Source organism: Pararoseomonas baculiformis (assembly GCF_017813395.1).
GTDB classification, from domain to species: Bacteria; Pseudomonadota; Alphaproteobacteria; order Acetobacterales; family Acetobacteraceae; genus Roseomonas; species Roseomonas baculiformis.
Genome location: NZ_JAGIZB010000026.1, coordinates 38,237 through 59,114 on the forward strand (window position 1 = coordinate 38,237; position 20,878 = coordinate 59,114).

Annotated in this window: 17 protein-coding genes; 6 read left to right on the top strand and 11 right to left on the bottom strand. The window is 69.5% G+C overall.

Annotated features, from left to right (window positions below; translation table 11 throughout):
• Positions 1–28: 28 nt before the first annotated feature.
• From J8J14_RS20435 to J8J14_RS20460, 6 genes are all read right to left on the bottom strand, one after another.
• Positions 29–1,096: a zinc-binding metallopeptidase family protein gene (locus J8J14_RS20435; protein WP_209381408.1), complete on the bottom strand. Its 1,068-nt coding sequence runs from the start codon at positions 1,094–1,096 to the stop codon at positions 29–31.
• A gap of 88 nt (positions 1,097–1,184) precedes the next feature.
• Positions 1,185–1,934, bottom strand: coding sequence for a Crp/Fnr family transcriptional regulator (locus J8J14_RS20440; protein WP_209381409.1), 750 nt, complete (start codon positions 1,932–1,934; stop codon positions 1,185–1,187).
• Between the two features lie 228 nt (positions 1,935–2,162).
• A complete protein-coding gene (locus J8J14_RS20445) occupies positions 2,163–3,422 on the bottom strand; it encodes a beta-glucosidase (RefSeq protein ID WP_209381410.1) in 1,260 nt (419 codons plus the stop codon).
• 1 nt (position 3,423) lies between these two features.
• Positions 3,424–4,572 carry a UDP-galactopyranose mutase gene (gene glf / locus J8J14_RS20450; RefSeq protein ID WP_209381411.1) on the bottom strand — a complete coding sequence of 383 codons (1,149 nt, stop codon included), beginning with the start codon at positions 4,570–4,572 and terminating at the stop codon, positions 3,424–3,426.
• Entirely contained in the window at positions 4,565–5,755 is a 1,191-nt protein-coding gene (locus J8J14_RS25660; RefSeq protein ID WP_209381412.1) for a glycosyltransferase family 1 protein, read from the bottom strand. The genes glf and J8J14_RS25660 overlap by 8 nt, the downstream gene beginning before the upstream one ends.
• Before the next feature lie 102 nt (positions 5,756–5,857).
• The gene (locus tag J8J14_RS20460) at positions 5,858–6,718 is read right to left on the bottom strand and encodes a manganese catalase family protein (RefSeq protein WP_209381413.1); all 861 of its coding nucleotides are present in this window, start codon (positions 6,716–6,718) and stop codon (positions 5,858–5,860) included.
• A 342-nt stretch (positions 6,719–7,060) separates the two neighbouring features.
• Between J8J14_RS20460 and J8J14_RS20465 the strand changes: the two genes are divergently transcribed.
• The 3 genes from J8J14_RS20465 (at position 7,061) to J8J14_RS20475 (ending at position 9,721) form a co-directional block, all read left to right on the top strand.
• Positions 7,061–7,564, top strand: coding sequence for a DUF892 family protein (locus J8J14_RS20465; protein ID WP_209381414.1), 504 nt, complete (start codon positions 7,061–7,063; stop codon positions 7,562–7,564).
• A 54-nt stretch (positions 7,565–7,618) separates the two neighbouring features.
• Positions 7,619–8,128: a ferritin-like domain-containing protein gene (locus J8J14_RS20470; RefSeq protein WP_209381415.1), complete on the top strand. Its 510-nt coding sequence runs from the start codon at positions 7,619–7,621 to the stop codon at positions 8,126–8,128.
• A gap of 105 nt (positions 8,129–8,233) precedes the next feature.
• Positions 8,234–9,721 carry a glycoside hydrolase 5 family protein gene (locus J8J14_RS20475; RefSeq protein WP_209381416.1) on the top strand — a complete coding sequence of 496 codons (1,488 nt, stop codon included), beginning with the start codon at positions 8,234–8,236 and terminating at the stop codon, positions 9,719–9,721.
• A gap of 6 nt (positions 9,722–9,727) precedes the next feature.
• Here J8J14_RS20475 and J8J14_RS20480 read toward each other — a convergent pair whose 3' ends face one another.
• Together J8J14_RS20480 and J8J14_RS20485 are read right to left on the bottom strand one after the other, a co-directional pair.
• Complete coding sequence (locus tag J8J14_RS20480; protein WP_209381417.1) at positions 9,728–10,765, bottom strand: trans-3-hydroxy-L-proline dehydratase; 1,038 nt, start codon at positions 10,763–10,765, stop codon at positions 9,728–9,730.
• Between the two features lie 10 nt (positions 10,766–10,775).
• A complete protein-coding gene (locus J8J14_RS20485; protein ID WP_209381418.1) occupies positions 10,776–11,789 on the bottom strand; it encodes an Ldh family oxidoreductase in 1,014 nt (337 codons plus the stop codon).
• 142 nt (positions 11,790–11,931) lie between these two features.
• Between J8J14_RS20485 and J8J14_RS20490 the strand changes: the two genes are divergently transcribed.
• The gene (locus J8J14_RS20490; RefSeq protein WP_245216016.1) at positions 11,932–13,296 is read left to right on the top strand and encodes a formimidoylglutamate deiminase; all 1,365 of its coding nucleotides are present in this window, start codon (positions 11,932–11,934) and stop codon (positions 13,294–13,296) included.
• A gap of 51 nt (positions 13,297–13,347) precedes the next feature.
• Here the strand turns inward: J8J14_RS20490 and putA are convergent, their stop codons facing one another.
• Complete coding sequence (gene putA / locus J8J14_RS20495; RefSeq protein ID WP_209381419.1) at positions 13,348–17,040, bottom strand: trifunctional transcriptional regulator/proline dehydrogenase/L-glutamate gamma-semialdehyde dehydrogenase; 3,693 nt, start codon at positions 17,038–17,040, stop codon at positions 13,348–13,350.
• A 174-nt stretch (positions 17,041–17,214) separates the two neighbouring features.
• Between putA and J8J14_RS20500 the strand changes: the two genes are divergently transcribed.
• Complete coding sequence (locus J8J14_RS20500; protein ID WP_209381420.1) at positions 17,215–17,838, top strand: helix-turn-helix domain-containing protein; 624 nt, start codon at positions 17,215–17,217, stop codon at positions 17,836–17,838.
• A gap of 4 nt (positions 17,839–17,842) precedes the next feature.
• On the opposite strand, the gene J8J14_RS20505 is transcribed toward J8J14_RS20500, so the two are convergent.
• Together J8J14_RS20505 and J8J14_RS20510 are read right to left on the bottom strand one after the other, a co-directional pair.
• Positions 17,843–19,843: a TonB-dependent receptor plug domain-containing protein gene (locus J8J14_RS20505; protein ID WP_209381421.1), complete on the bottom strand. Its 2,001-nt coding sequence runs from the start codon at positions 19,841–19,843 to the stop codon at positions 17,843–17,845.
• A gap of 1 nt (position 19,844) precedes the next feature.
• Positions 19,845–20,432 carry a YfiR family protein gene (locus J8J14_RS20510; RefSeq protein WP_209381422.1) on the bottom strand — a complete coding sequence of 196 codons (588 nt, stop codon included), beginning with the start codon at positions 20,430–20,432 and terminating at the stop codon, positions 19,845–19,847.
• 206 nt (positions 20,433–20,638) lie between these two features.
• Between J8J14_RS20510 and J8J14_RS20515 the strand changes: the two genes are divergently transcribed.
• Positions 20,639–20,878 (top strand): hypothetical protein (locus tag J8J14_RS20515; protein ID WP_209381423.1); only part of this gene is annotated, 240 nt, incomplete at its 3' end.

A 20,878-nucleotide genomic window follows, 5' to 3' on the forward strand; every position in this document is an offset into this window, starting at 1 on the left:
TCTCCCCGGGGCCAAAAGCGCCCGAAGTTCAGGCCGAAGGCGCCCCACCCGAGCGGATGAGGTTATGGATGAAGCCCAGCTTCCCGATCGCCGCCGGCGAGAGCACGAAGGGGTAGAGGTCGGGCTGCCCCATGCTGCGGTTCAGGCTGTTCACCGCGAAGGCCAGGGGCAGCCAGTCGTCGATGATCCGGTTGATGTCCGGTTCCTTGTAGGGGTCGTAGTCGATCCTGGCATGCAGCTCGCCGGTTTTGTCCAGCTTCGGCTGCACGCGCAGGCCGAAGGAGCTGGCGGTCTCCAGCGTGTCCACGATGTGCAGGTAATGCGCCCAGGTCTCGGCGAAATCCTCCCAGGGATGGGTGGTGGCATAGGCGCTGACGAAATGCTCCTGCCAGTCGGCGGGCGGCCCTTCGGCGTAGTGGCGCTGCAGTGCCGCCTCGTAGCTCTGGCTGTCATCGCCGAAGATGGCGCGGCAGGCCTCCAGCTGCCCGCCATCGCGCACCAGCTTGTCCCAGAAGTAATGCCCGACCTCATGCCGGAAATGGCCCAGCAGGGTGCGGTAGGGCTCGCCCATGTTCTTGCGCATCAGCTCGCGCTCGGCGTCATCCGCTTCCTTCAGGGCAATGGTGATGAGGCCGTTGTCATGGCCGGTCATCACCTTCGGGCCGGACGGGTCCGGGGAATCCGCCAGGAAGTCGAAGGCCAGGCCTTCCGGATCGTCGTTGCGGTTGGCGAGCGGCAGGCAGAAGCGGACCAGCGTGTAGAACAGCCGGTGCTTGGCGACTTCCAGCTTCCGCCAGTTCAGCAGGTTCTCCCCCACCGATACGTCCGGCACCAGATGGTTGTGGCGGCACGCGGCGCAGAAGCTTTCCGGCTCATCCGCCGGGATGGCCCAGTTGCACAGATCGAACTCTGCGTTGGAACAGAAGCGCCGGGGCCGGTCGGGCGAGGCAAGGGGCCGCCAGGCATCGCCTTCGGGCTGCATGGCGGAGAGCGTGGCCAGATCGGGCAGGTAGCCGAGCCGGAGCTTGCAGCGCTCGCAATGCGTGTTCTCGAAATACAGCAACTGCTCGCAATTCTGGCAGCGGAACAGGCGCATCGGATGAGCTTTCTAAGGGGGATGTTCTTCGGATGCCCAGAAACGCAACCGATGCGCGTCCGTTTCCCGGGCGCCCGGGGCGCATGGCCTATTGCTTCAGCGCTGGCGGCCTGATGTGCAGGTAGCCCGGGTCAAAGCCTGCAAGATCCTCGAGCGCCTTCCAGTTCAGGACGGTGATGGTGTTCCGGCGCCAGTGAATCAGCTCGTCGCGGCGCAGGTCCTGCAGAACGCGGTTCACATGCACGTTCGAAAGGCCCAGCGCGTCCGCGATATCGCCCTGGGTCACGGGCATCTGGTATGAATGGTCCTCGGCCAGCCCCACCGAGGCGAAGCGCATCGCCATCTCACAGAGAAGATGGGCGATCCGCTCATGCGCCGTCTTGCGCCCCAGCGAGACGAGCCAGGCGCGGAACACCGCGGCGTCGATCAATGTTTCCCGCCAGAAGGCATGGAGCAGGCCGGGATGCTGCTGGGTCAGGCGGTGCAGGTGCTCATGGGGGATGAAGGCGGCCGTCGTGGGGGCCATCGTGCCCACATTGTGGTCCATGGTCTTCAGGTGCAGGGTCTGCAGGTCCGGGATATCGCCTGGCGGGTGGAAGGCCACGATCTGCCGCCGCCCATCCGACAGCAGCATGTAGCGGCACACGAAGCCGCTCAGGATCAGGCAACTGGCCTGTGGCCGGTCCCCCGCGCGAACGATGTCATGCCCTGCCTCGAACTCCCGCAGATGGACCGGCAGTTCCATCAGCGCCTGCCGCTCGGCCTCGGTCAGGTCCGTGATGCTCTCCAGCTTGCGCAGAAGCCTATGCCGTTCCGGCAACTTCTCGATCTGCTCCACGGGACGCTCCTGATCTGCACCATCCCTGGGGACAGGATCGTTGCAGTAAAGATGATACACAGCCCCGGGAAATCCGCCTTCCGTTGCGGATACCCCTGCCAGGGCCCGGAGCCCGAAGCAGGCGCGGCCAGGGCGGCTTCCCGCCGCCCTGGCCGCATTCTTAACCTAAGCAGTGTTTAGGCCGAGACGAAGCGCCCATTCCGGTCCTTCACCGAAACGGGATCGGTTCTAGGCGCTGCGGGCCTGGCTCGCCCGCTGCCCCGCGTCCCGCGCCTTCCGCTCCTCCTCCAGCTCGTTCAGGGAAACGGCCAGGAGAGGAAGGGCATCAGGGTCCTCGGGCACGGCCACGCCCCGAAGCTGCGCCTCGAACAGGGTGCGCTGGCGCCGCAACTCCAGGGCCAGGGGGCCATGGCAGGGGCGGTGGCCACCCGTTGCCTCCAACTCGAACAGGCCGTTGGGGCAGTAGCGGTCATTGTCCCAGCCGAGATGGCTCAGCACGGGGTAGAGGCAGATCCCGCCCACCGGAACGCCAGCCTGCATCGCCGCCCGCACCTCGGCACAGACATAGCGCAGCCAGGGCGCCCGGGGCGGCCCCTCGATGCTCGTCTCCGCCAGGAAGAGGGGCTTGCGGTAGCGGTTCCACGCATCGACGAGCAGTTCCCGGAAGGGGCGGTAGCGGGGATCGCCGGCCTGGATCTTCTCGCCCTGATACTCCCACTGGTTGTTCCAGTAGTAGTTCAGGCCCATCACGTCGAAGCCGTCCTCGGCGCCACCCAGCTCCGGCCAGAACCGGCCGAGCAGGCCATCCCAGCCCTGCCATTGGGAAGCGGTGTAGCCTTCGGCATGGCCCGCATCCTCCGGGCGCAGCGGCACCACGCGGATCAGCGGGTCCACGGCCAGGATGGTGGTGCCCGGCACTGCTTCGCGCGCCGCCCGCGCGGCCCGCAGGGCGGCGCGGATGAGCTGCTGCTTCAGCTCCCCGCCTCGCCCGCGCGCCAGCGGGTTGAAATGCCCCACTTCCGCCCCGGCCCAGGACCAGAAGGAGATCTCGTTCACCGGGCAGATGATGGGTGGCCGCCCCTCCTCCTCCAGCGCCAGGCGCACGAAGGCCGCGGTGTAGCGGGCCAGGGATTCCACGAAATCCTCCGACCAGGGGTCGATGAAGTCGGGATAGCCGTAATGGGCCATGTCCCAGGCCACGCGAACCCCGGCCGCCCGTGCCGCGCGCATCTGCGGCAGCACGCTGGACCAGTCATAGACGCCCCGCGAGGTCTCCACGAGATGCCAGCGCACGCCGTCGCGGGCACCGAGCATCCCATGCGCGGCCAGGGCGGTGAAATCCTCCGTCGCCAATGCGTCATGCCGGGTGGAGGCGACAAGGTCGAGCCGCTTGCCGTCATGGCGCCGATGGGTCGAGCACTCGAAGCCGCCCATGAAGAAGCTGGGGAAGAGCGTTGCCGCTCCTCCCCGGTCGTTCGAGGCCCGCATGTCAGTCCGCCGCCGCGGCGGGAGGCCGCTCCTGCCCGTCGCCCGAGGGAAGCGCCGCCTCGATCCGGCGGAAGGTCGCCAGTGCCTGCGCCACCACCTGGTCCATGTTGTAGTAGCGGTAGGTGGCCAGGCGGCCGACGAACCACACATCCTCCGTGGCATCCGCCAGCGCCTCGTACTGCTTGTAGAGGGCGGCGTTCTCGGGCCGGGGCACGGGATAGTAGGGGTCGCCCTCGGCCGAGGGGAACTCATAGGTGACGCTGGTCTTGGGGTGCACCTGCCCGGTCAGGTGCTTGTACTCGCTCACCCGCGTGAAGGGCACGTCCTCCCCGGGGTAGTTCACCGTGCCGACGGGCTGGAACCACTCCTGATCCAGCGTCTCGTGCTGGAAAACCAGGGAACGGTAGGGCAGCTTGCCGAAGCGGAAGCCGAAATACTCGTCCACCGGCCCGGTCCACACCATGCGGCGATAGGGGATCTTGTCCTTCACCGCGGCGAAGTCCGTTCCCGTCATCACCGTGATGTTCGGATGGTCCAGCATCTTCCGGAACATGGCGGTATAGCCATCGGCCGGCATGAACTGGTGCGTGTCGGTGAAGTAGCGGTCGTCGTTATCCGCGCGCGTGGGCACGCGGGAGGTGACGGACCGGTCGAGCTCCGAGGGATCCAGGCCCCACTGCTTGCGGGTGTAGCCCCGGAAGAAGGTTTCGTAGAGCTTCCGGCCGACGCGGGAGACCACCACGTCCTCGGAGGTGCGGATCTCCGGAACCGGCTCCGCCTGGGCGGAGAAGAAGGCCTCCACCTCATCCTCGGTCGTCAGGCTCAGCCCGTGCAGCCGGTTCACCGTGGTGCGGTTGATCGGCATCGGCACCAGCATGCCATCCGCCACGCGGGCCAGCACGCGGTGCTCATAGGCCCGCCAGCGCGTGAACTGCGACAGGTGCTCGAACACCGCCGCGCTGTTGGTGTGGAAGATGTGCGGGCCGTAGCGGTGGATCAGGATTCCCGCCGCGTCCAGCTCATCATAGGCATTGCCCGCGATGTGATCGCGCCGGTCGATCACCAGCACCTTCTCGCCCCGCACGGAAGCCAGGCGCTCCGCCAGGGTGGCGCCGGCAAAGCCGGCGCCGACAACGAGCCAATCAAACATGGGGCGGCGCCGCCGTGGAGCCGGTCATCACGCGGCTTTGCAGCCCGTCCGCCGGGCGCCGGGCCGCGGCCTGCCCGATCAGCGATCGCATTCGCGCCCAGACGGAATCCCAGGAGATCAGCGCCAGGCGCTCATCGGCCCTGGGCAGCCATTCGGCGCGCGGCTGCCGCATCGCCGCCTCCGCGCCGGCAACCATTTCCTCCGCGGTGGAGGCGATGGTGGCCAGCCCGTGCTCGCCCCAGTCGCGCACCACGTCGGCGATGGGGGTGCACACCACCGGCACGCCAGCCGCCAGGTATTCCGGCGTCTTGGTCGGGCTGATGTAGCGGGTGGATTCGTTCAGCGCGAAGGGCATGAGGCCCACATCCCAGCTGGCCAGGTAGCCCGGCAGCTCATCATGACCCTTCATGCCGAGCCAGTGGATGTTCGGAAGCCGCGGAAGGCTGGCAGGATCGATCTTCACCACCGGCCCGAGCATGACGATGCACCAGTCCGGGCGAAGCTCCGCCACGCGGCGGACCAGATCCAGGTCCATCCGCTCATCCACCACGCCGAACCAGCCCAGGCGCGGGCGCGGCAGCCCCACCTGGTCCGCCGGCTCGCCATGGCCCGGGCGCGTGTTCCGCGCGGGGGCGAAATGCATCACATCCACCCCGCTGGCGAAGAGATGGGTGTGCGGGTGCAGGCCGCGCTTGGCCTCGTACAGGCTGCGGCCACCGGTGAAGACCAGATCCGCGCGCTGCATCAGGCGGCGCTCCAGCAGGCGCAGGCCCGGGGATGCGCCGCGGAAGGCGGAGAGCTCGTCCATGCAGTCATACACGGTGACAACCGGCTGCAGATGGCCGGAGAAGGAGAGGGCCATGGGGGTGTAGTACCAGGCCACCGCGACATCTTCCGTGCCCGAGGGCCCTTCCAGAAGATCGTCCAGCAGGGCGCGCTGGGCGGCATCGGCGCGGACCTCGTCCAGACCTTGCGGCAGGATCGGGGTGGCGACGAGCACGCCCTCATCCGTCAGGCGCAGGTCCATGCGGGGAAGGCCTGCCTCGTCCGGCCGGTGCAGCGGTTCTTCCACGAACAGCACGCGGTGACTGGCTGCCGCACGCGACAGAAGGTGCTGGGGACGCTGGAAGACGAAGTTCCAGCGCAGGTGGGAGAAGCAGACGAGCAGCGGCTTCGACGCCACGCCGTCGGACGGAAACGGAAGAATGGGAGCACTCCTGGTTCTGGTTGGTCCAAAGGGGCAGCCGCCCTGCAGGCGGCCGCCCCGATGCTGGCTAGGCCCCGTTCAACGGGCCGTGGTCCCCATGGCGCCGGACGGCGGGGTTGTGGTGGTCTGCTCCGTCTGCGCGCCCCCATCGGGGCGGGCCGGGGCGAGCTGCGGAACCTCGCCGAGCGGCTTCGAGACCATCGCCTCGAACTGGCCCTTGCCGTCGAGGGAGGGCCCGGTGGTCCAGCGGCCTTCGGGCGAGATGCCGTCCGCGCTGTGGACAAAGAAGGCGTAGGCGAACTCGCCCTTCTCCTGCTCCTGCGGGAAGCTGTTCGGGATGGGAAGCGCGTCGCTGCCGCCCAGCTCCTCGATCACGGCGAGCCATTGCTGCTGGTGCATCGTGTCCCGCGCGATGAGGAAGGAGAGCATGTCCTTCATGCCGGGATCATCGGTCATGCCGTGCAGGCGCACCGCCAGGGCGCGCCCCGTCGATTCCGCGGCCACGTTCGCATACATGTCGGCGGCCAGGTTGCCGCTGGCATAGACATGGCTGGCGTTGAACGGCACGCCGTTGCAGTTCTCCGGCGTGGCGGCCAGGCCGGTTGAGAGGATATGGCGCAGGTTCATGCCGTTCAGCACGGCGCCGGCGATCGGATCGCTGGACACCTGCTCCTGGAAGGAGAGCGGCGCCCCCTCAAGGTTCAGGGCGACGGCGGTCGCCAGCATCTCGACATGGCCGATCTCCTCGGTGCCGGTGTTGAGGAGCATGTCGCGGTACTTCATCGGACCCCGGGCACCCCAGGACTGGAAGAGGTACTGGAGCATGACGCGAATCTCACCCTCGACACCGCCGATCGCCTGCTGCAAGGCGCGGGCGAAGACGGGATTGGGCTTGTCAACGCGAACAGGATACTGGAGGCGAGGCGTCGAGAAAAACATCTAAAGCGCTTCCTTATGCCCTGGCAGGGTTTGCCTGCCTCCTAACTCGACTCTCCTTCCCGAGGTTTCCACGAGCACGCCAACGAGGGCACACGCCGCCTTGACCTGTCCCGCACCGTGGAACATCCCACGCGGCGACGACAAGCCCCGGCCCGCTCACGCTTTGCGGAGAACATGGTCTCCGCCTTCAACAATATGACAATGCCGCACCGACAGCGCATTTAACCCATGTTTAGTTTCATGCCCTTTTCGGAATCTCTGCCACTCATCCAACCGCCCCGTTGATGGCGCGTTCGAAAGGTCTCGGTGGAAGATCCACCAGATCCCCGGAGCACGAGACGAATGAGCGTATTGCGCGCGATGCTGGTCGACCAGCTGAAGGACGCCTACAGCGCCGAGAAGCAGGCGATCCAGGCGATGAAGCGGACGCTTCGCAAGGCCACGGACGAGAAGCTGAAGCAGGGCATCGAGGCCCATATCGCCCAGACCGAGGAGCAGCGCGACCGCGTTGAGCAGGCGCTGGACAAGATGGGTGCCCGCCCCGGCCGCAAGGTGTGCGAGGCGATGCGCGGCCTGGTCGAGGAGGCCACGCATGAGATGGAGGACCAGGAGAAGGGTCCGGTGATGGACCTGGTGATCGTGGCCAGCCAGCAGCGGATGGAACATTACGAGATCGCTGCCTATGGCACCATGGCGGAGCTGGCCAAGGCCATGGGGGAAAAGGAGGTGGCCAGCCTCCTCGCCCAGACCCTCGCCGAGGAGAAGGCGCAGGACGAGGCCCTGACCAAGGTGACGCGTGCCAGCATCCTCCCGGCCGCGCTCAAGATGGAGGCGGAGGAGGGCTAGCCGGAAGGCGGAGCCTCCCCAACTCACCCGAACACTGAGGACCGGAGAAGACTGATGCAGGAAAGTGCCCGCGACATCTACATCACCGGGCTGGTGAATGCCCGTGCGCTGGAAACCCAGGCGATCGAACTGCTTTCGCGGCAGGTGGAGCGCCTGGAGAACTACCCCGAGGTCGAGCAGGCCCTGCGCCGCCACATCACCGAGAGCGAGCAGCAGCGTACCCGGCTGGATGAGATCCTGGAGAGCCTGGGCACGTCCAACTCCAGCGTGAAGGACTTCATCACGGGCCTGATGGGCAACATGGCCGCACTGGCCCACGCGCCCATGCAGGATGAGATCCTGAAGAACACCTTCGCCAACTACGCCTTCGAGCATTTCGAGATCGCCTCCTACAAGGGCCTGCTCGTGCTCGCGGACATGGCCGGCGATGCCCGTGCCCCCACCGCGCTGCGCCAGTCGCTGCAGGAGGAGGAGCGGATGGCGCAGTGGTGCGCCGACAATCTTGAGCCGACCGTGCGCAAGTTCGTGATGCGCGCCGGCCAGGGCTCGACGGCCGGCATCTGAACGGCCTATTCCAGAGTAGCTGCTGCGGGGCGTCCCGCGCTGGTCCTTTCCGGTGAAAGGCCAGCGGGGCGCCCCTTCTTTCTCTGCGCTGGAGGCGTATCGCGCGTGGCCGACGGCTTTGTGCAGGTTTCGCAGGACGCTGAGTCAACCTCCTTCAGGACAGGCCAACAACAGGACGGTGGGGCGGCATCGCTTCCCTGGATCCTGCGCGCGCCGGGCGTGCCCTACTTCACGACCGGGGACGGCGAAGCCTGGACACCGATCGGGCAGAACGACGCCATCACCTGGCCCGAACTGGCCGGGCTGTTCCGGCGGCGGGACCTTGAGAGTGTCGAGCAGCATATCCGGCAGTTGCGCGAGAAGGGCGTGACCTGCCTGCGGCTGATGCTGGAATACGCGCATACCGAGCACCGCTATCTCGAGCGGCCGGCCGGGCGCTTCGTGCCCGCCATGGTGCAGCTCTGGGATGATCTCTTCGCCATCTGCGAGCGCACGGGCATGCGCATCCTGCTGACGCCGCTGGACACCTTCTTCACCTGGATCCGCTGGAGCAAGCACCCCTACAACCAGGCGAATGGCGGCCCCTGCGCGGACCGCACGCAACTGATGATCTGCCCCGCCACGCGCGAGCTCCTGAAGGCCCGCCTGGCCTTCGCGACCGAGCGCTGGGGCGGGAGCGGCGTGATCTTCGCCTGGGACCTGTGGAACGAGATGCATCCGGCCCAGGCGGGCAACCAGCCCAACGCCTTCGCCGAGTTCATCGACGATGTCAGCCCCTTCCTGCGCGACCTGGAGCTGCGGCTGCATGGCCGCGCGCATCTGCAATGCGTCTCCGTCTTCGGCCCCGAGCTGATCTGGAAGCCCTGGATCGTGGAGCCGATCATGCGGCACCCGCTGCTCGACTTCGCGAACAGCCATTTCTACGAGGAAGGCACGATCGACGACCCGCGGGACACGTTGGCGCCCGCCCTCAGCGCCGCGCGCCTGACGCGCGAAGCGCTCGCCGAAATCCGTGACCTCCGTCCCTTCTTCGATTCCGAGCACGGGCCGATCCACGCCTTCAAGGACCGGCACCGGAACCTTCCCGAGGCGTTCGACGACGAGTATTTCCGGCACATCCAATGGGCGCATCTGGCCTCCGGTGGCGCGGGCGGCGGCATGCGCTGGCCGAACCGCCGCCCGCATGTGCTGACCCCGGGGATGCGGGAGGCGCAGAAGGCACTGGCCGCCTTCCTGCCGCGGATCGACTGGCTTCGCTTCCGCCGCCGCAACCTGAACGCGGAGATCGCCGTCGAGGAAGGCGCCGTGCATGCGGTGGGCTGCGGTGACGAGGCGCAGGCGCTGCTCTGGGTCGTGCGCTCCCGTCTCGGGCCGGCGCAAGGTGGGCTGCGCCGCGTGGACGGTGCGGGCGAACTGCGCGCCACGATCCGCGTCCCCGGCCTGGCGCCAGGCCGCTATGCCGCGACGCTCTGGCATACGCGCGCGGGGCAGGAGATCGGCCAGCAGGCGGGCGTGGCGGATGATACGGGCCTGCGCCTGACCCTCACCCTTGCCGGCCCGGATGTGGCCATCGCCATCCGTGCGGCCGGCTGAAGGGCCTCAGCCCGCCCGCGGCATCGGCCAGGTGTCGGAAAGCCTGTAGCCGCCCGGATAGGGATCGGAGGGGTCCAGCATCTGCTGGTGCGTCCCCGTGATCCAGGCCTGGCCGGCGATCACGGGGATGATGGCGGGGCGGCCGCCCAGCTTCGTCTCCTCCGCGATCCGGCAGTGGAAGGTCGAACCGATGATCGAATGGGCGGTGTAGCGCTCCCCGGTCCGCATGCGCCCCTTGGCGTGAAGCACCGCCATGCGGGCGGAGCATCCGGTGCCGGTCGGCGAGCGGTCCACCTTCCCCGGTCGGATCGCCACCGCATTGGCGCCGGTGAGCACCCCGTCCTTCTCCTCCAGCGGCCCCGCCATCTGGCAGAAGGAGATGTGGTTCCAGCCCGGATTGGTCGGATGGGTGAAACCGAGCTGCTCATTGGCGGCGGCGGTGATCCTCACGCCGGTTTCGGCAATGTCGCGCGCCTCGTCCGGCGTGATGGCGAAGCCCAGCGCGCGCGCATCGGTGATGACGAAGCTGTCCCCTCCATAGGCCGTGTCCACGGTGAGGGTGCCGATCCCCGCCACCTCGATCACCGCATCCAGCTTCCCCGCGAAGGACGGCACGTTGCGCACGCTGACGCGCTCCGCCTTGCCGTCGCGGCAGGTGGCGGTCACCTCCACGATGCCGCCGGGCGCTTCCAGCACCAGCCGCGTCTCGGGCTCCTGCATCGGCACGAGCCCGGTTTCCAGCAGCACGGTTGCCACACAGATGGAGTTCGAACCGGACATGGGCGGCGTGTCCGCGGGCTCCATGATGATCCAGCCCGTGCAGGCGCGGGGGTCCTTGGGCGGCACCAGCAGGTTCACATGCCGGAACACGCCGCCGCGCGGCTCGTTCAGCATGAAGTTTCGCAGCACCTCGTCCCGCGCGATGAAGCGGGACTGCTCCCAGATCGTCTCGCCCGGGGGCGGCAGCACCCCGCCCACGATCACGTCGCCCACCTCGCCCTCGGCGTGGCAGGAGACGACATGGATCACCTTTGTGCTCCGCATCGTGCTTCCCTCAGGCCAGCAGGGCTTCGATATCGGCCAGCAGGGCGCGGGAGACGCGCACGCCTCCGGCTTCGGAGCGCCGCCGCGCGGCGTAGCGGCGAAGCGATGGCAGCCGCGCGCCCTGGTCGGTAATGGCCTGGAACATGGCCTCCGCCGCCTGCATCCGTCCCGCCGCGCGGTCGCCCTGGAAGCGCGCGGGGTCGATCGCGAGGATGAGCTCGCCGCCGAGCGGCGCGGCGCCCTTGCCCTCGTCCTTCGCCAGGGATTCGGCGCTGGTCATGTCCCCGATCATCGGGCCCGCGATCAGCTCGATCATGGCTGAGATGGCCGAGCCCTTGTGCCCGCCGAAGGGCAGCATGGCGCCGGCCAGCACCGCCTCGGGCGAGGTGGCCGGGTTGCCCTCGGCGTCGATGCCCCAGTTCTCCGGCAGCGGCTTTCCGGCGCGCCGGTGCAGCTCGATATCGCCGCGCGAGCTGGCGGAGGTGGCGAAGTCGAACACGAAGGGATCCTTGCCCGGGCGCGGCCAGCCGAAGGCGAGCGGGTTCGTGCCGAAAAGCGGCTTCCTGCCGCCCGCAGGCGCCACCCAGGCATGGCTGGGCGTGCAGGCCAGCCCCACCAGCCCCTCGCGCGCCACCGCCTCCACCTCGGGCCAGAGGGCGGCGAAATGCGCGCAATCGTTCAGCGCCAGCGCCGCGATGCCGTTCGCGCGCGCCTTCTCCACCAGCGCCGGCAGCCCCGTGCGGAAGGCCAGCGGCGCGAAGCCGCCGCCCGCCTCCACCCGCACCAGGGCCGGGGCGATGTCCCGCACCACGGGCACCGCATGGGGGTTCACCTTTCCCAGCCGCATGGTGCGCGCGACCATGATGAGGCGGTACAGGCCATGCGATCCGCCTCCGTCGCGTTCCCCGGCGAGGATCGTGTCCCGCACGGCCGGCACATGCGCATCGCCCAGGCCGAGCCCCGTCAGCACGCGCGTGATGAAATCACCCAGTTCCGCCAGCGAGAGGTGCTGCGTGTCATCCATGGCTGAAGCTCACCCCGCATCCGCTGCGCGCCGACGACCTGCATCCTGGCCGGCCGGTCCGCGCGGGAGTTCCGCACAGGAAGGCGCCAGCGGCAAGGCGGGGCGCCTTGCCAGCGGCGGGCCGCGGAAGGACCATCCGGCCATGTTCCGCAACGATGCCCGCGTGATGCTGCACGCAAGCGCCGCCCTGCTGCCCGATGGCTGGGCGCGCGATGTCCTTCTGGCCATCGAGGCCGGGCGGATCGCCGCCGTCACGCCCGGAAGCGCCGCGCCGGCCGGGGCGGAGCGCCACGCCATCCTCGTGCCCGGCCTGCCGAACCTGCATTCCCATGCCTTCCAGCGCGCCATCGCCGGCCGCACGGAACGCCGCGGGCCGGGGGAGGACAGCTTCTGGTCCTGGCGGGACGTGATGTACCGCTCCCTCGGGCTGATAACGCCGGAGGATGTCGAGGCCATCGCCGCCATGGCCTATGTGGAGATGCTGGAATCCGGCTTCACCCGCGTGGGCGAGTTCCACTACCTGCACCACACGCCCGATGGCCGCCCCTATGACGAGCCGGCGGAGATGGCCCAGCGGATCGCCGCCGCTGCCGCGCGGACCGGGCTGCGCCTGACCCTGCTGCCCGTCTTCTACGCCCATGCCGGCTTCGGCGGGCTGCCGCCCACGGAGGGGCAACGGCGTTTCGTCAACGGCCTGGACGGCTTCGCCCGGCTGCTGGAAGGCAGCGCCCGCGCCATCGCCCCGCTGGAAGGGGCCGGGCTGGGCGTGGCACCCCACAGCCTGCGCGCCGTGACGCCGGAGGAGCTGGCGCATGTGGCGGCCCTGCTGCCCGGCCGCCCCGTGCATATCCACGCCGCCGAGCAGCTGCGCGAGGTGGAGGATTGCCTGGCCTGGAGCGGCGCGCGCCCGGTGCAATGGCTGCTGGACCATGCCGGCCCCGATGCCCACTGGTGCCTGGTGCATGCCACCCATATGCAGCCCGAGGAGACATCCCGCCTGGCCCGTAGCGGCGCCGTGGCGGGGCTCTGCCCGGTGACGGAGGCCAATCTCGGCGACGGCATCTTCGATGCGGGCGGCTGGATGGCCACAGGCGGCGCCTGGGGCCTTGGCACGGATTCCAACGTCTCCATCGCCGCCAATGGCGAGATGCGGATGCTGGAATACTCCCAGCGCCTGGGCCGCCAGGGCCGCAACCTGATGGCCGCCTCCCCCGGCGCCTCGACCGGCCGTGCCCTGTTCGACGCCGCCCGGGCCGGCGGGGCACGTGCCCTGGGCGAGCCCACCCCCGAGCTGCGCCCCGGCGCGCCGGCCGATCTCGTCGCGCTGCGCGGCGCCCCCGATGCAGGGAAGGACGAAGCATTGGACCGCTGGATCTTCGCCGAGGCGGACCGGGGCGTGGAGGCCGTGTGGTGCGGCGGGCGGGCCCTGGTGCGCGAGGGCCGGCATGTCGCGCGCGAGGCCGTGGCGGCACGCTACGGGACAAGCCTGAGGCGGCTGCTGGGGTGACAGCGCTTCGCGCGGCCCGGGGTGGCCGGCGCCACCCCGGGCCGCCTTCCCTCAGTTCAGGGTCATCAGCCCCGCATTCCCGCCTGCGGCAGCGGTGTTGGTGCTGACGGACTGCTCCGCCACTAGCAGGTCCAGCGGGTAGCCCTCTCCTTCCAGAAGCGCCTCGGGCGTCAGGGCGAAGATGGGCCGGATGGGGCCATCCAGCGCCGCCACCTGCTGGCCCAGGCGAAGCAGGGCCTCCGCCTCTCCCTCGAACAGCACGGCCGCGCAGCCGGCGGCATCCGCCGTGTCGATGCGCGTGATGTGCTGGCGCAGCAGGGGCGGCAGGCTGGCAATGGCCTCGCCCACCGCGCCGGGCGCGAAGACGCGGGCCGTGTTGCCCGTGGCCAGGGCCGCGCCGATTTGCAGGAACAGGCCGGGCAGGGTGGCGGGGAGGCAGAGCAGCGCGCCACGCCCATGCAGCGTGTAAAGATTGCTCTCCCCGACCGGCCCGGGCAGTTCCATGCGAAGGCCGAGGCGGGATTCGAGCGCCATCATGTCGCAGCGCGCCGCGGCCTCGGCATGGCCCTGGGCCAGCAGCCAGTCCTGCCAGGCACCGAGCACCGGCGCGGGGCTGGAGAGCCGGGGCAAGGGCGGCTGGGCAGGACGGGCGGCGAGCAGGCGGCGCAGATAGAGCGGCCCGCCCGCCTTCGGCCCGGTGCCGGAAAGCCCATGCCCGCCGAAGGGCTGCACGCCCACCACGGCGCCGATCAGGTTGCGGTTGACATAGATGTTGCCCGCGCCCGCCCGGCGGATGACGCGCGCGATGCTCTCATCGATGCGCGAATGCACGCCGAAGGTCAGGCCGTAGCCGGTGGCGTTGACGGAATCGATCAGCGCGTCCAGCTCATCGCGCCGGAAGCGGAGAACATGGAGCACGGGGCCGAAGACCTCGCGCTCCAAATCCGCCAGCTTGCGGATCTCGATGATGGTCGGGGCCACGAAGGTGCCGTTGCGCGCGGCCTCGGGCAGCTCCACCGCCTGCACGGCGCAGCCGCGGCCCCGCATGGCCTCGACATGCCCCTGGATGCCGCGCCGCGCCTCCTCGGTGATGACCGGGCCTATATCGGTGGCGAGGCGATCGGGGTTGCCGACGGAAAGCTCCGCCAGGGCGCCGCGCAGCATGGCCAGCACCCGGTCGGCCACATCCTCCTGCAGGCAGAGCACGCGCAGGGCCGAGCAGCGCTGCCCCGCGCTGTCGAAGGCGGAGGCGAGGACATCACCCACCACCTGCTCCGGCAGGGCGGAACTGTCCACGATGAGGGCGTTCTGCCCGCCCGTCTCGGCGATCAGCGGCACCGGCCGGCCATCGGCGCCCAGGCGCTTCGCCAGCTCGCGCTGGATCAGCCGCGCCACATCGGTGGAACCGGTGAACATCACGCCCTGCACGCGCGCATCCGCGACCAGCGCGGCGCCCACCTTCCCATCCCCGGGCAGGAGCTGCAGCGCGGCGGGCGGCACCCCGGCCTCGCGCAGGATGCCCACGGCCAGGGCGGCGATGAGCGGCGTCTCCTCCGCGGGCTTGGCAAGCACGACATTGCCCGCCGCCAGCGCCGCCGCGACCTGCCCGGTGAAGATGGCAAGCGGGAAGTTCCAAGGGCTGATGCAGGCCACCGGGCCCAGCGGGCGATGCGTGGCGTTGTCGAAGCCATCCCGCACCTGCGCGCCGTAGTAGCGCAGGAAGTCCACGGCCTCCCGCAGCTCGGCGATGGCATTCGCGAAGGACTTTCCTGCCTCCCGCACGATCGGGCCGAGCAGCGCCGGCAGGCGCGCCTCCATCAGGTCGGCGGCGGCCAGCAGGCAGGCGGCGCGCTGGGTGGGCGGGGTGGAAGCCCAGCCCGGCGCGGCCGCGACGGCCTGGGCGATGGCGGAATCCACCACCGCCGGCGTCGCCTCCACCACCTGGCCCACCAGATCCCGGTGATCGGCGGGGTTGCGGACATCGCGCGGCTCTCCACCGGCCTCGCCATCACCCAGCAGGGGCGCGGCGCGGAGCGGGGCCTGGGCCCCGTCGCGCAGCCTGGCCGAAAGCAGGGCGAGGCTCATCTCGTTCGAGAGGTCGAAGCCCGCGCTGTTCGGCCGATCCCCCGCGAAGAGCGCGCGCGGATGGGCGATGCGCGGATGCGGCGCGCCCAGGGGGCCCGCGGCGCGCACGATCTCGGTGGGGTCCCCGATCAGCTCCTCCACCGGCACGGCGGGATCGTTGATGCGGTTCACGAAGGAGGAATTGGCGCCGTTCTCCAGCAGGCGGCGCACGAGATAGGCCAGCAGAGTCTCATGCGTGCCCACGGGGGCGTAGATGCGGCAGGGGCGGTTCAGCTTGTCCGGGCCCACCACCTCCTCATAGAGCGGTTCGCCCATGCCGTGCAGGCACTGGAACTCGTACTGGCCCACATGGAACTCGGCGCCGGCCATGCTGTGGATGCTGGCCAGGGTCTGCGCGTTGTGGGTGGCGAATTGCGGGAAGACCGCGTCGGGCGCGCCCAGCAGCTTCCTCGCGCAGGCGAGGTAGGAGATGTCCGTGTGGATCTTGCGGGTGAAGACGGGAAAGCCATCCAGCCCGTCCAGCTGGGCGCGCTTGATCTCGCTGTCCCAATAGGCGCCCTTCACCAGGCGGATCATCAGCCGGTGGCCGGTGCGGCGGGCCAGATCGATCATCCAGTCCAGCACGAAGGGCGCGCGCTTCTGGTAGGCCTGGACGACGAAGCCGATGCCGTTCCAGCCCGCCAGCTCCGGTGCCTCGCACAGCGCCTCCAGCAGGTCGAGCGAGAGCTCCAGCCGGTCCGCCTCCTCGGCATCGATGTTCAGGCCGATGTCGTAGCGGCGCGCGAGGATAGCGAGGTTGAGCACGCGCGGCAGCAGCTCGCCCATCACCCGGGCGCGCTGGGCACGGGAATAGCGCGGATGCAGCGCCGAGAGCTTGATGGAGATACCCGGCCCCTCATGGATCCCGCGCCCGGCCGAGGCCTTACCGATGGCGTGGATCGCCGTCTCGTAGTCCCGCAGGTAGCGGGCGGCATCCTCCGCCGTGGTCGCCGCCTCGCCCAGCATGTCGTAGGAGTAGCGGAAGCCCTTGGCCTCCATCCTTCGGCTGCGCGCCAGGGCCTCCTCGATCGTCTGGCCGGTGACGAACTGCTCGCCCATCATCCGCATGGCCAGGTCCACGCCACGGCGGATCACCGGCTCGCCACCGCGGGCGATCAGCCGCGTCAGGGCGCCGGTCAGCCCGGTCTCGCTGTTCGTCGTGGTCAGCTTGCCCGTCACCACCAGGCCCCAGGTGGCCGCATTCACGAAGAGGGAGGGGCTGTGGCCGAGATGGGAGCGCCAGTCGCCCCCACCGATCTTGTCCCGGATCAGCGCGTCGCGCGTGGCGGTGTCGGGGATGCGCAGCAGCGCCTCGGCCAGGCACATCAGCGCGATGCCCTCCTGGCTGGAAAGGGAGAATTCCTGGACCAGGCTCTCCACGCCGCTCCGGCCGCCCTTGGCCCGCAGCGCCTCCACCAACCGGCGGGCCAGGGCCCTGGCGCTGGCGGCCTCGGACGGCGGGAGGGCGGCGGCCGGAAGCAGCGCGGCCACGCATTCCTCCTCCGGGCGGCGATAGGCGGCCGTGATGGCATCGCGAAGGCCGGACTGGGGAACCAGTTCCTCAGCAAAGGCCGAGAAGGGTGCGGTTTCTGGGGCCAGATCGATCGTGGCGTGGGACATTGCGTGCCTCCGGACCGGTTGCTGTGAGGCCGCCCATCAGGGCGCAGGCCATCTCCGATCCGCGCACGGATTTTCGCATAAGAAATTTGCGCCGCCAACCGGAAACGACATAAAGTCGCTGCACCGTGCCGCCCGCCCCTGGGCCAGCCGGCGCTAGCCAGGAGGTGGCGATCCATGTCGAGCGCAGCACGCATCCCGCCGCTACCGGCCGAGGGCGGGCTGGGCATGCGTGTGCGCACCCTGCGTGCCGCGGCCCGGTTGACGATCCGGGAGGTGGCGGAGCGGAGCGGCATCGCGATCTCCTCCATCTCCAAGATCGAGAACAACCAACTCTCGCCGACCTATGAGAATATCCTGCGCCTCGCCCGCGGCCTGGGCGTGGACATCGCCGAGCTGTTCTCTGACACCCGCAAGGAAAGCCCGAGGGGCCGCCGCTCCCTTACCCGCGCGGGTGATGGCAAGGTCTACCGGACGCCCAGCTACGCCTATGAGATGCTGTGCACGGACCTTGTCGGGAAGAAGATGATCCCGATGAAAGCGCGGATCCTCGCCGGCTCCGGGACGGATCTCAGCCCCCTGATGACGCATGAGGGGGAGGAGGTGCTGCTCATCCTCTCCGGCGTGGTCGAGCTACGGACCGAGTTCTACGAGCCGGTGATCCTCCGCGCGGGCGACTGCGCCTATTTCGACAGCACCATGGGCCATGTCTGCCTGCTGCATGGTGTGGAGGATGCGGAGGTCTTCTGGGTCTGCTCCAGCAGCGACGTCATCGGCCTGGTGGCCGGCGGACAGGGCTGAGCCCTCAGAACTCCGATCTCAGGGAGAGATAGAAGCGCCGCTCCGCCTTCAGCGCGAAGCTCTGCTCCTGGCGCTGGTGGAGCAGGTTCTCGCCTTCCAGGGCAAGGGTCATGCGGTCCGTGACGTGGTAGGCCAAGCGGGCCGCGACCGAAACATGGTCCTTGCTCCGGACCAGCACGGTCCCCACCTCGTCCACCGTGCGGAATCCCTGGGCCTGGCTCGCATAGCGGCCGAAGAGGTCCAGTTCCACCGGGCCTCCGGACCAGCCGAGCCGGGCCGAGACGAGATGGCGCGGCGAGGCCCGCTTGGGATCCAGCAAGGAGGGCCGGAACTCCGAGGAGACGGAGGCCAGGCGGTACTCGACCCCCCAGTTCACCGCCTCCGCCAACCTTCCCTTCACGGAGAGGTCGAAGCCGGTCGCGCTGGAGCGGCCCAGATTGTACGGGCTGTAGGTCTCGTAGGCGACATCCGGGGGGAAATGCGTGGCTGCCGAAAGGCCACTGCTGAAGCCGCTGTTGCGCTGGTGGAAGACGGTGGCCACGAAGCGCCCGTCGATTACCTCGATCCGCCGGCCATATTCCAGCTGGTAGTCATCCACCACGGTCGGCTTGAGGAAGGGATTGCCGGTGTCCTGGTAGCCGAAATCGGGATAGGAATCCCGCCATCCCAGGTCATAGAGCGTGGGCACCCCCACGCCGCGCGCCGCGCTCAGCCGGATCGTGTCCTGGTCGCTCACCCGCCAGACCAGGCCGAGATTCCAGGCCAGCGTGCCGAACTCGCGGTCGTAATCCGCGCTGCGATAGGGGAAGTCGGGGTTGTCATAGCCCTTCCCGCGCAGCCAGAGATGGTCGTAGCGCAGCGCGACCGTTGTCTCGGCCTGCGGGTCGAAGGCCCAGTTCCACATCACCCCGACGGAGGCGACGCCGTAGCCGACCTCGGAGGCCCCGATATCCATGACGGCGTGCCGGTACTGCAGCGACGGGCGCAGCGTGTGCGCGGCGCCAAGCTTCACCGTGTCGCTCAGCTCCGCCACCGTCACCGAATGGTCCGTCACGAAGGGCGTGGCGGCATAGAGGCCACGGAAGCTGTTCCGGTACAGCTGCCCCTCCACCAGGCCGATCGTGGTGTCAGCCTCCACGCGCCCGCGCAAGCTCCAGATCCGCTTGTCCTCGCGCCAGAACTGGCCGTAATCGGCGAAAGGCGCGCTGATGGTGCGGCCATAGCTGGCATCGATGCTGCCCCGGGCCTGGCTGCCCAGCGGGAAGCGCACCTCCCCCGCCACCTGCGCGCGCGTGGGGTCGCGCCCGGCATCCAGCGCGCCATACTCGAAATCCGTGTAGCCGCGGCCCCAGTTGCGCTCGCCGCGCAGCCCGGCGGAGAGGCGGATGCCGCCCCCCTCCCCCATCGGCGCGCTCGCAACGCCCGAGGCCTCCCGGTACCTGCCCGTGCCCAGGCGGAGCACGGCGCTGGAATGCCGCTCATGCACGGGGTTGCGGGTGATGATGTTGACGACGCCCGCCACCGCGTTGAAGCCGAACAGCGCGCTGTTCGGCCCCTTCACCACCTCGATCTGCCGGATTTCGGAGAGCTGCACCGGGATCGCGTCCCAGGCGGCATAGCCGTAATGGTCCAGATAGACCTGCCGGCCATCCACCAGCACCAGCAGCCGCGGCGTCATCGGCGTGGCATAGCCGCGGATGCCGACGCTGTAGTCCGAGGCGTTGTACTGGTGCACGTCGAGCGAGGTGTAGCGCGCCAGCACGGCGGGGATGTCCCGGGCGCCGGAGCGGCGGATCTGCTCGGCGGTGATGATGTCCATCCCAACCGGCGCATCGGAGGCGCGCTGCGGCTTGCCGGTGGCGCTGGTCGTCACCGGCTCCCCGAACAGCTCCTCCAGCGCCGTATGGTCGATGTCGAGCGCGAGGGCGGGCGAGGCGGCCAGCAGGGCCATGGCGGCGAGCAGGAGGGCGGGGCCGCGCGGGACGGAGCGTTGGCGCCGGGTCACGTCAGCGCTCCTGGATCATCATGCGGAAGGCGGCGGCGAAGCTCACCCCCGCCGCCTCGGCGGCGATGCGGTCCACCACGATCTCCACGCGCGGGCTGGCGCGCACCCGCAGCACCGTCGTCCCGGGTTCCGCCGCTTCCGCGCCGGCGGTGATGGTCACGATTCCCGTGCGGGCCACGGCCTGCGCGATGCGGCCGGCATGGGGCAGCGCCGAATCGGTCAGCAGCAGCGCCACCACCCCGCCTTGCCGCACCTCCCGGACCGCCATCAGCCTCGGGCGCAGCGTCAGGTTCCCGGCACGCAGCCCGTCCCCAAAGCTCGCCGCGACGCGGAGCGCCTGGGCGAGGCCCTCGACCGAGTTCTCGCCGTAGACGATGCCGATCTCGGCCGGGCCGACGGGCGGCTCCTCCAGGAAGGCCAGGGCGCGGACGGCCACCTGCAGGTCCCGCAGACCCGGCTCGGCCCGCCCCGGGCCGAAGATGCCGCCGACCCCCAGACCGATCCCAAGGAGCAGGACGGCCCGCCGCGAGCCGCGGCAACCGGTTCGGAAGCCTGCCCCAAAGAGGCCGGGCCGGTTCCGATAGGACACGCTGACCGCCTCCCGCGAGCCTACCCTCCTGTTCCGTTGGGGCGGCGCCGTTACACTGCCGGGAACGAGCCCGTTCTGCGGCGATTCTGCAACGGTTTTCTTAACAAGATCACAATGACGAGATGTGAATGTTGCAGCCGATCCACTGTTGAGCCTTTGTTCGTTGTTGGAGCGCAGCCTCACCGCGCCCGCATGAGGATGTGACCTTGCCCTGGAGCTTTGCGCTTCCCTCGCTGGACGACGTGGCGCTTCGGCCGGGCGCCACGGAGCCGCATCCCAGGGCACCCAGGGGGATCACCCTCGTTGTCACGGCCCTGGCGGCGCTGGCGGCGCTGCTGATGGCGGCCGCGCTGCCCGTGACCTATTTTTCCGCCTCCCATTACCGCATCCTCGGCGGGCTCGAGGCCAGCGCGCGCCTCCATGCGGCGGAGGTGGTGGAGCTGGCG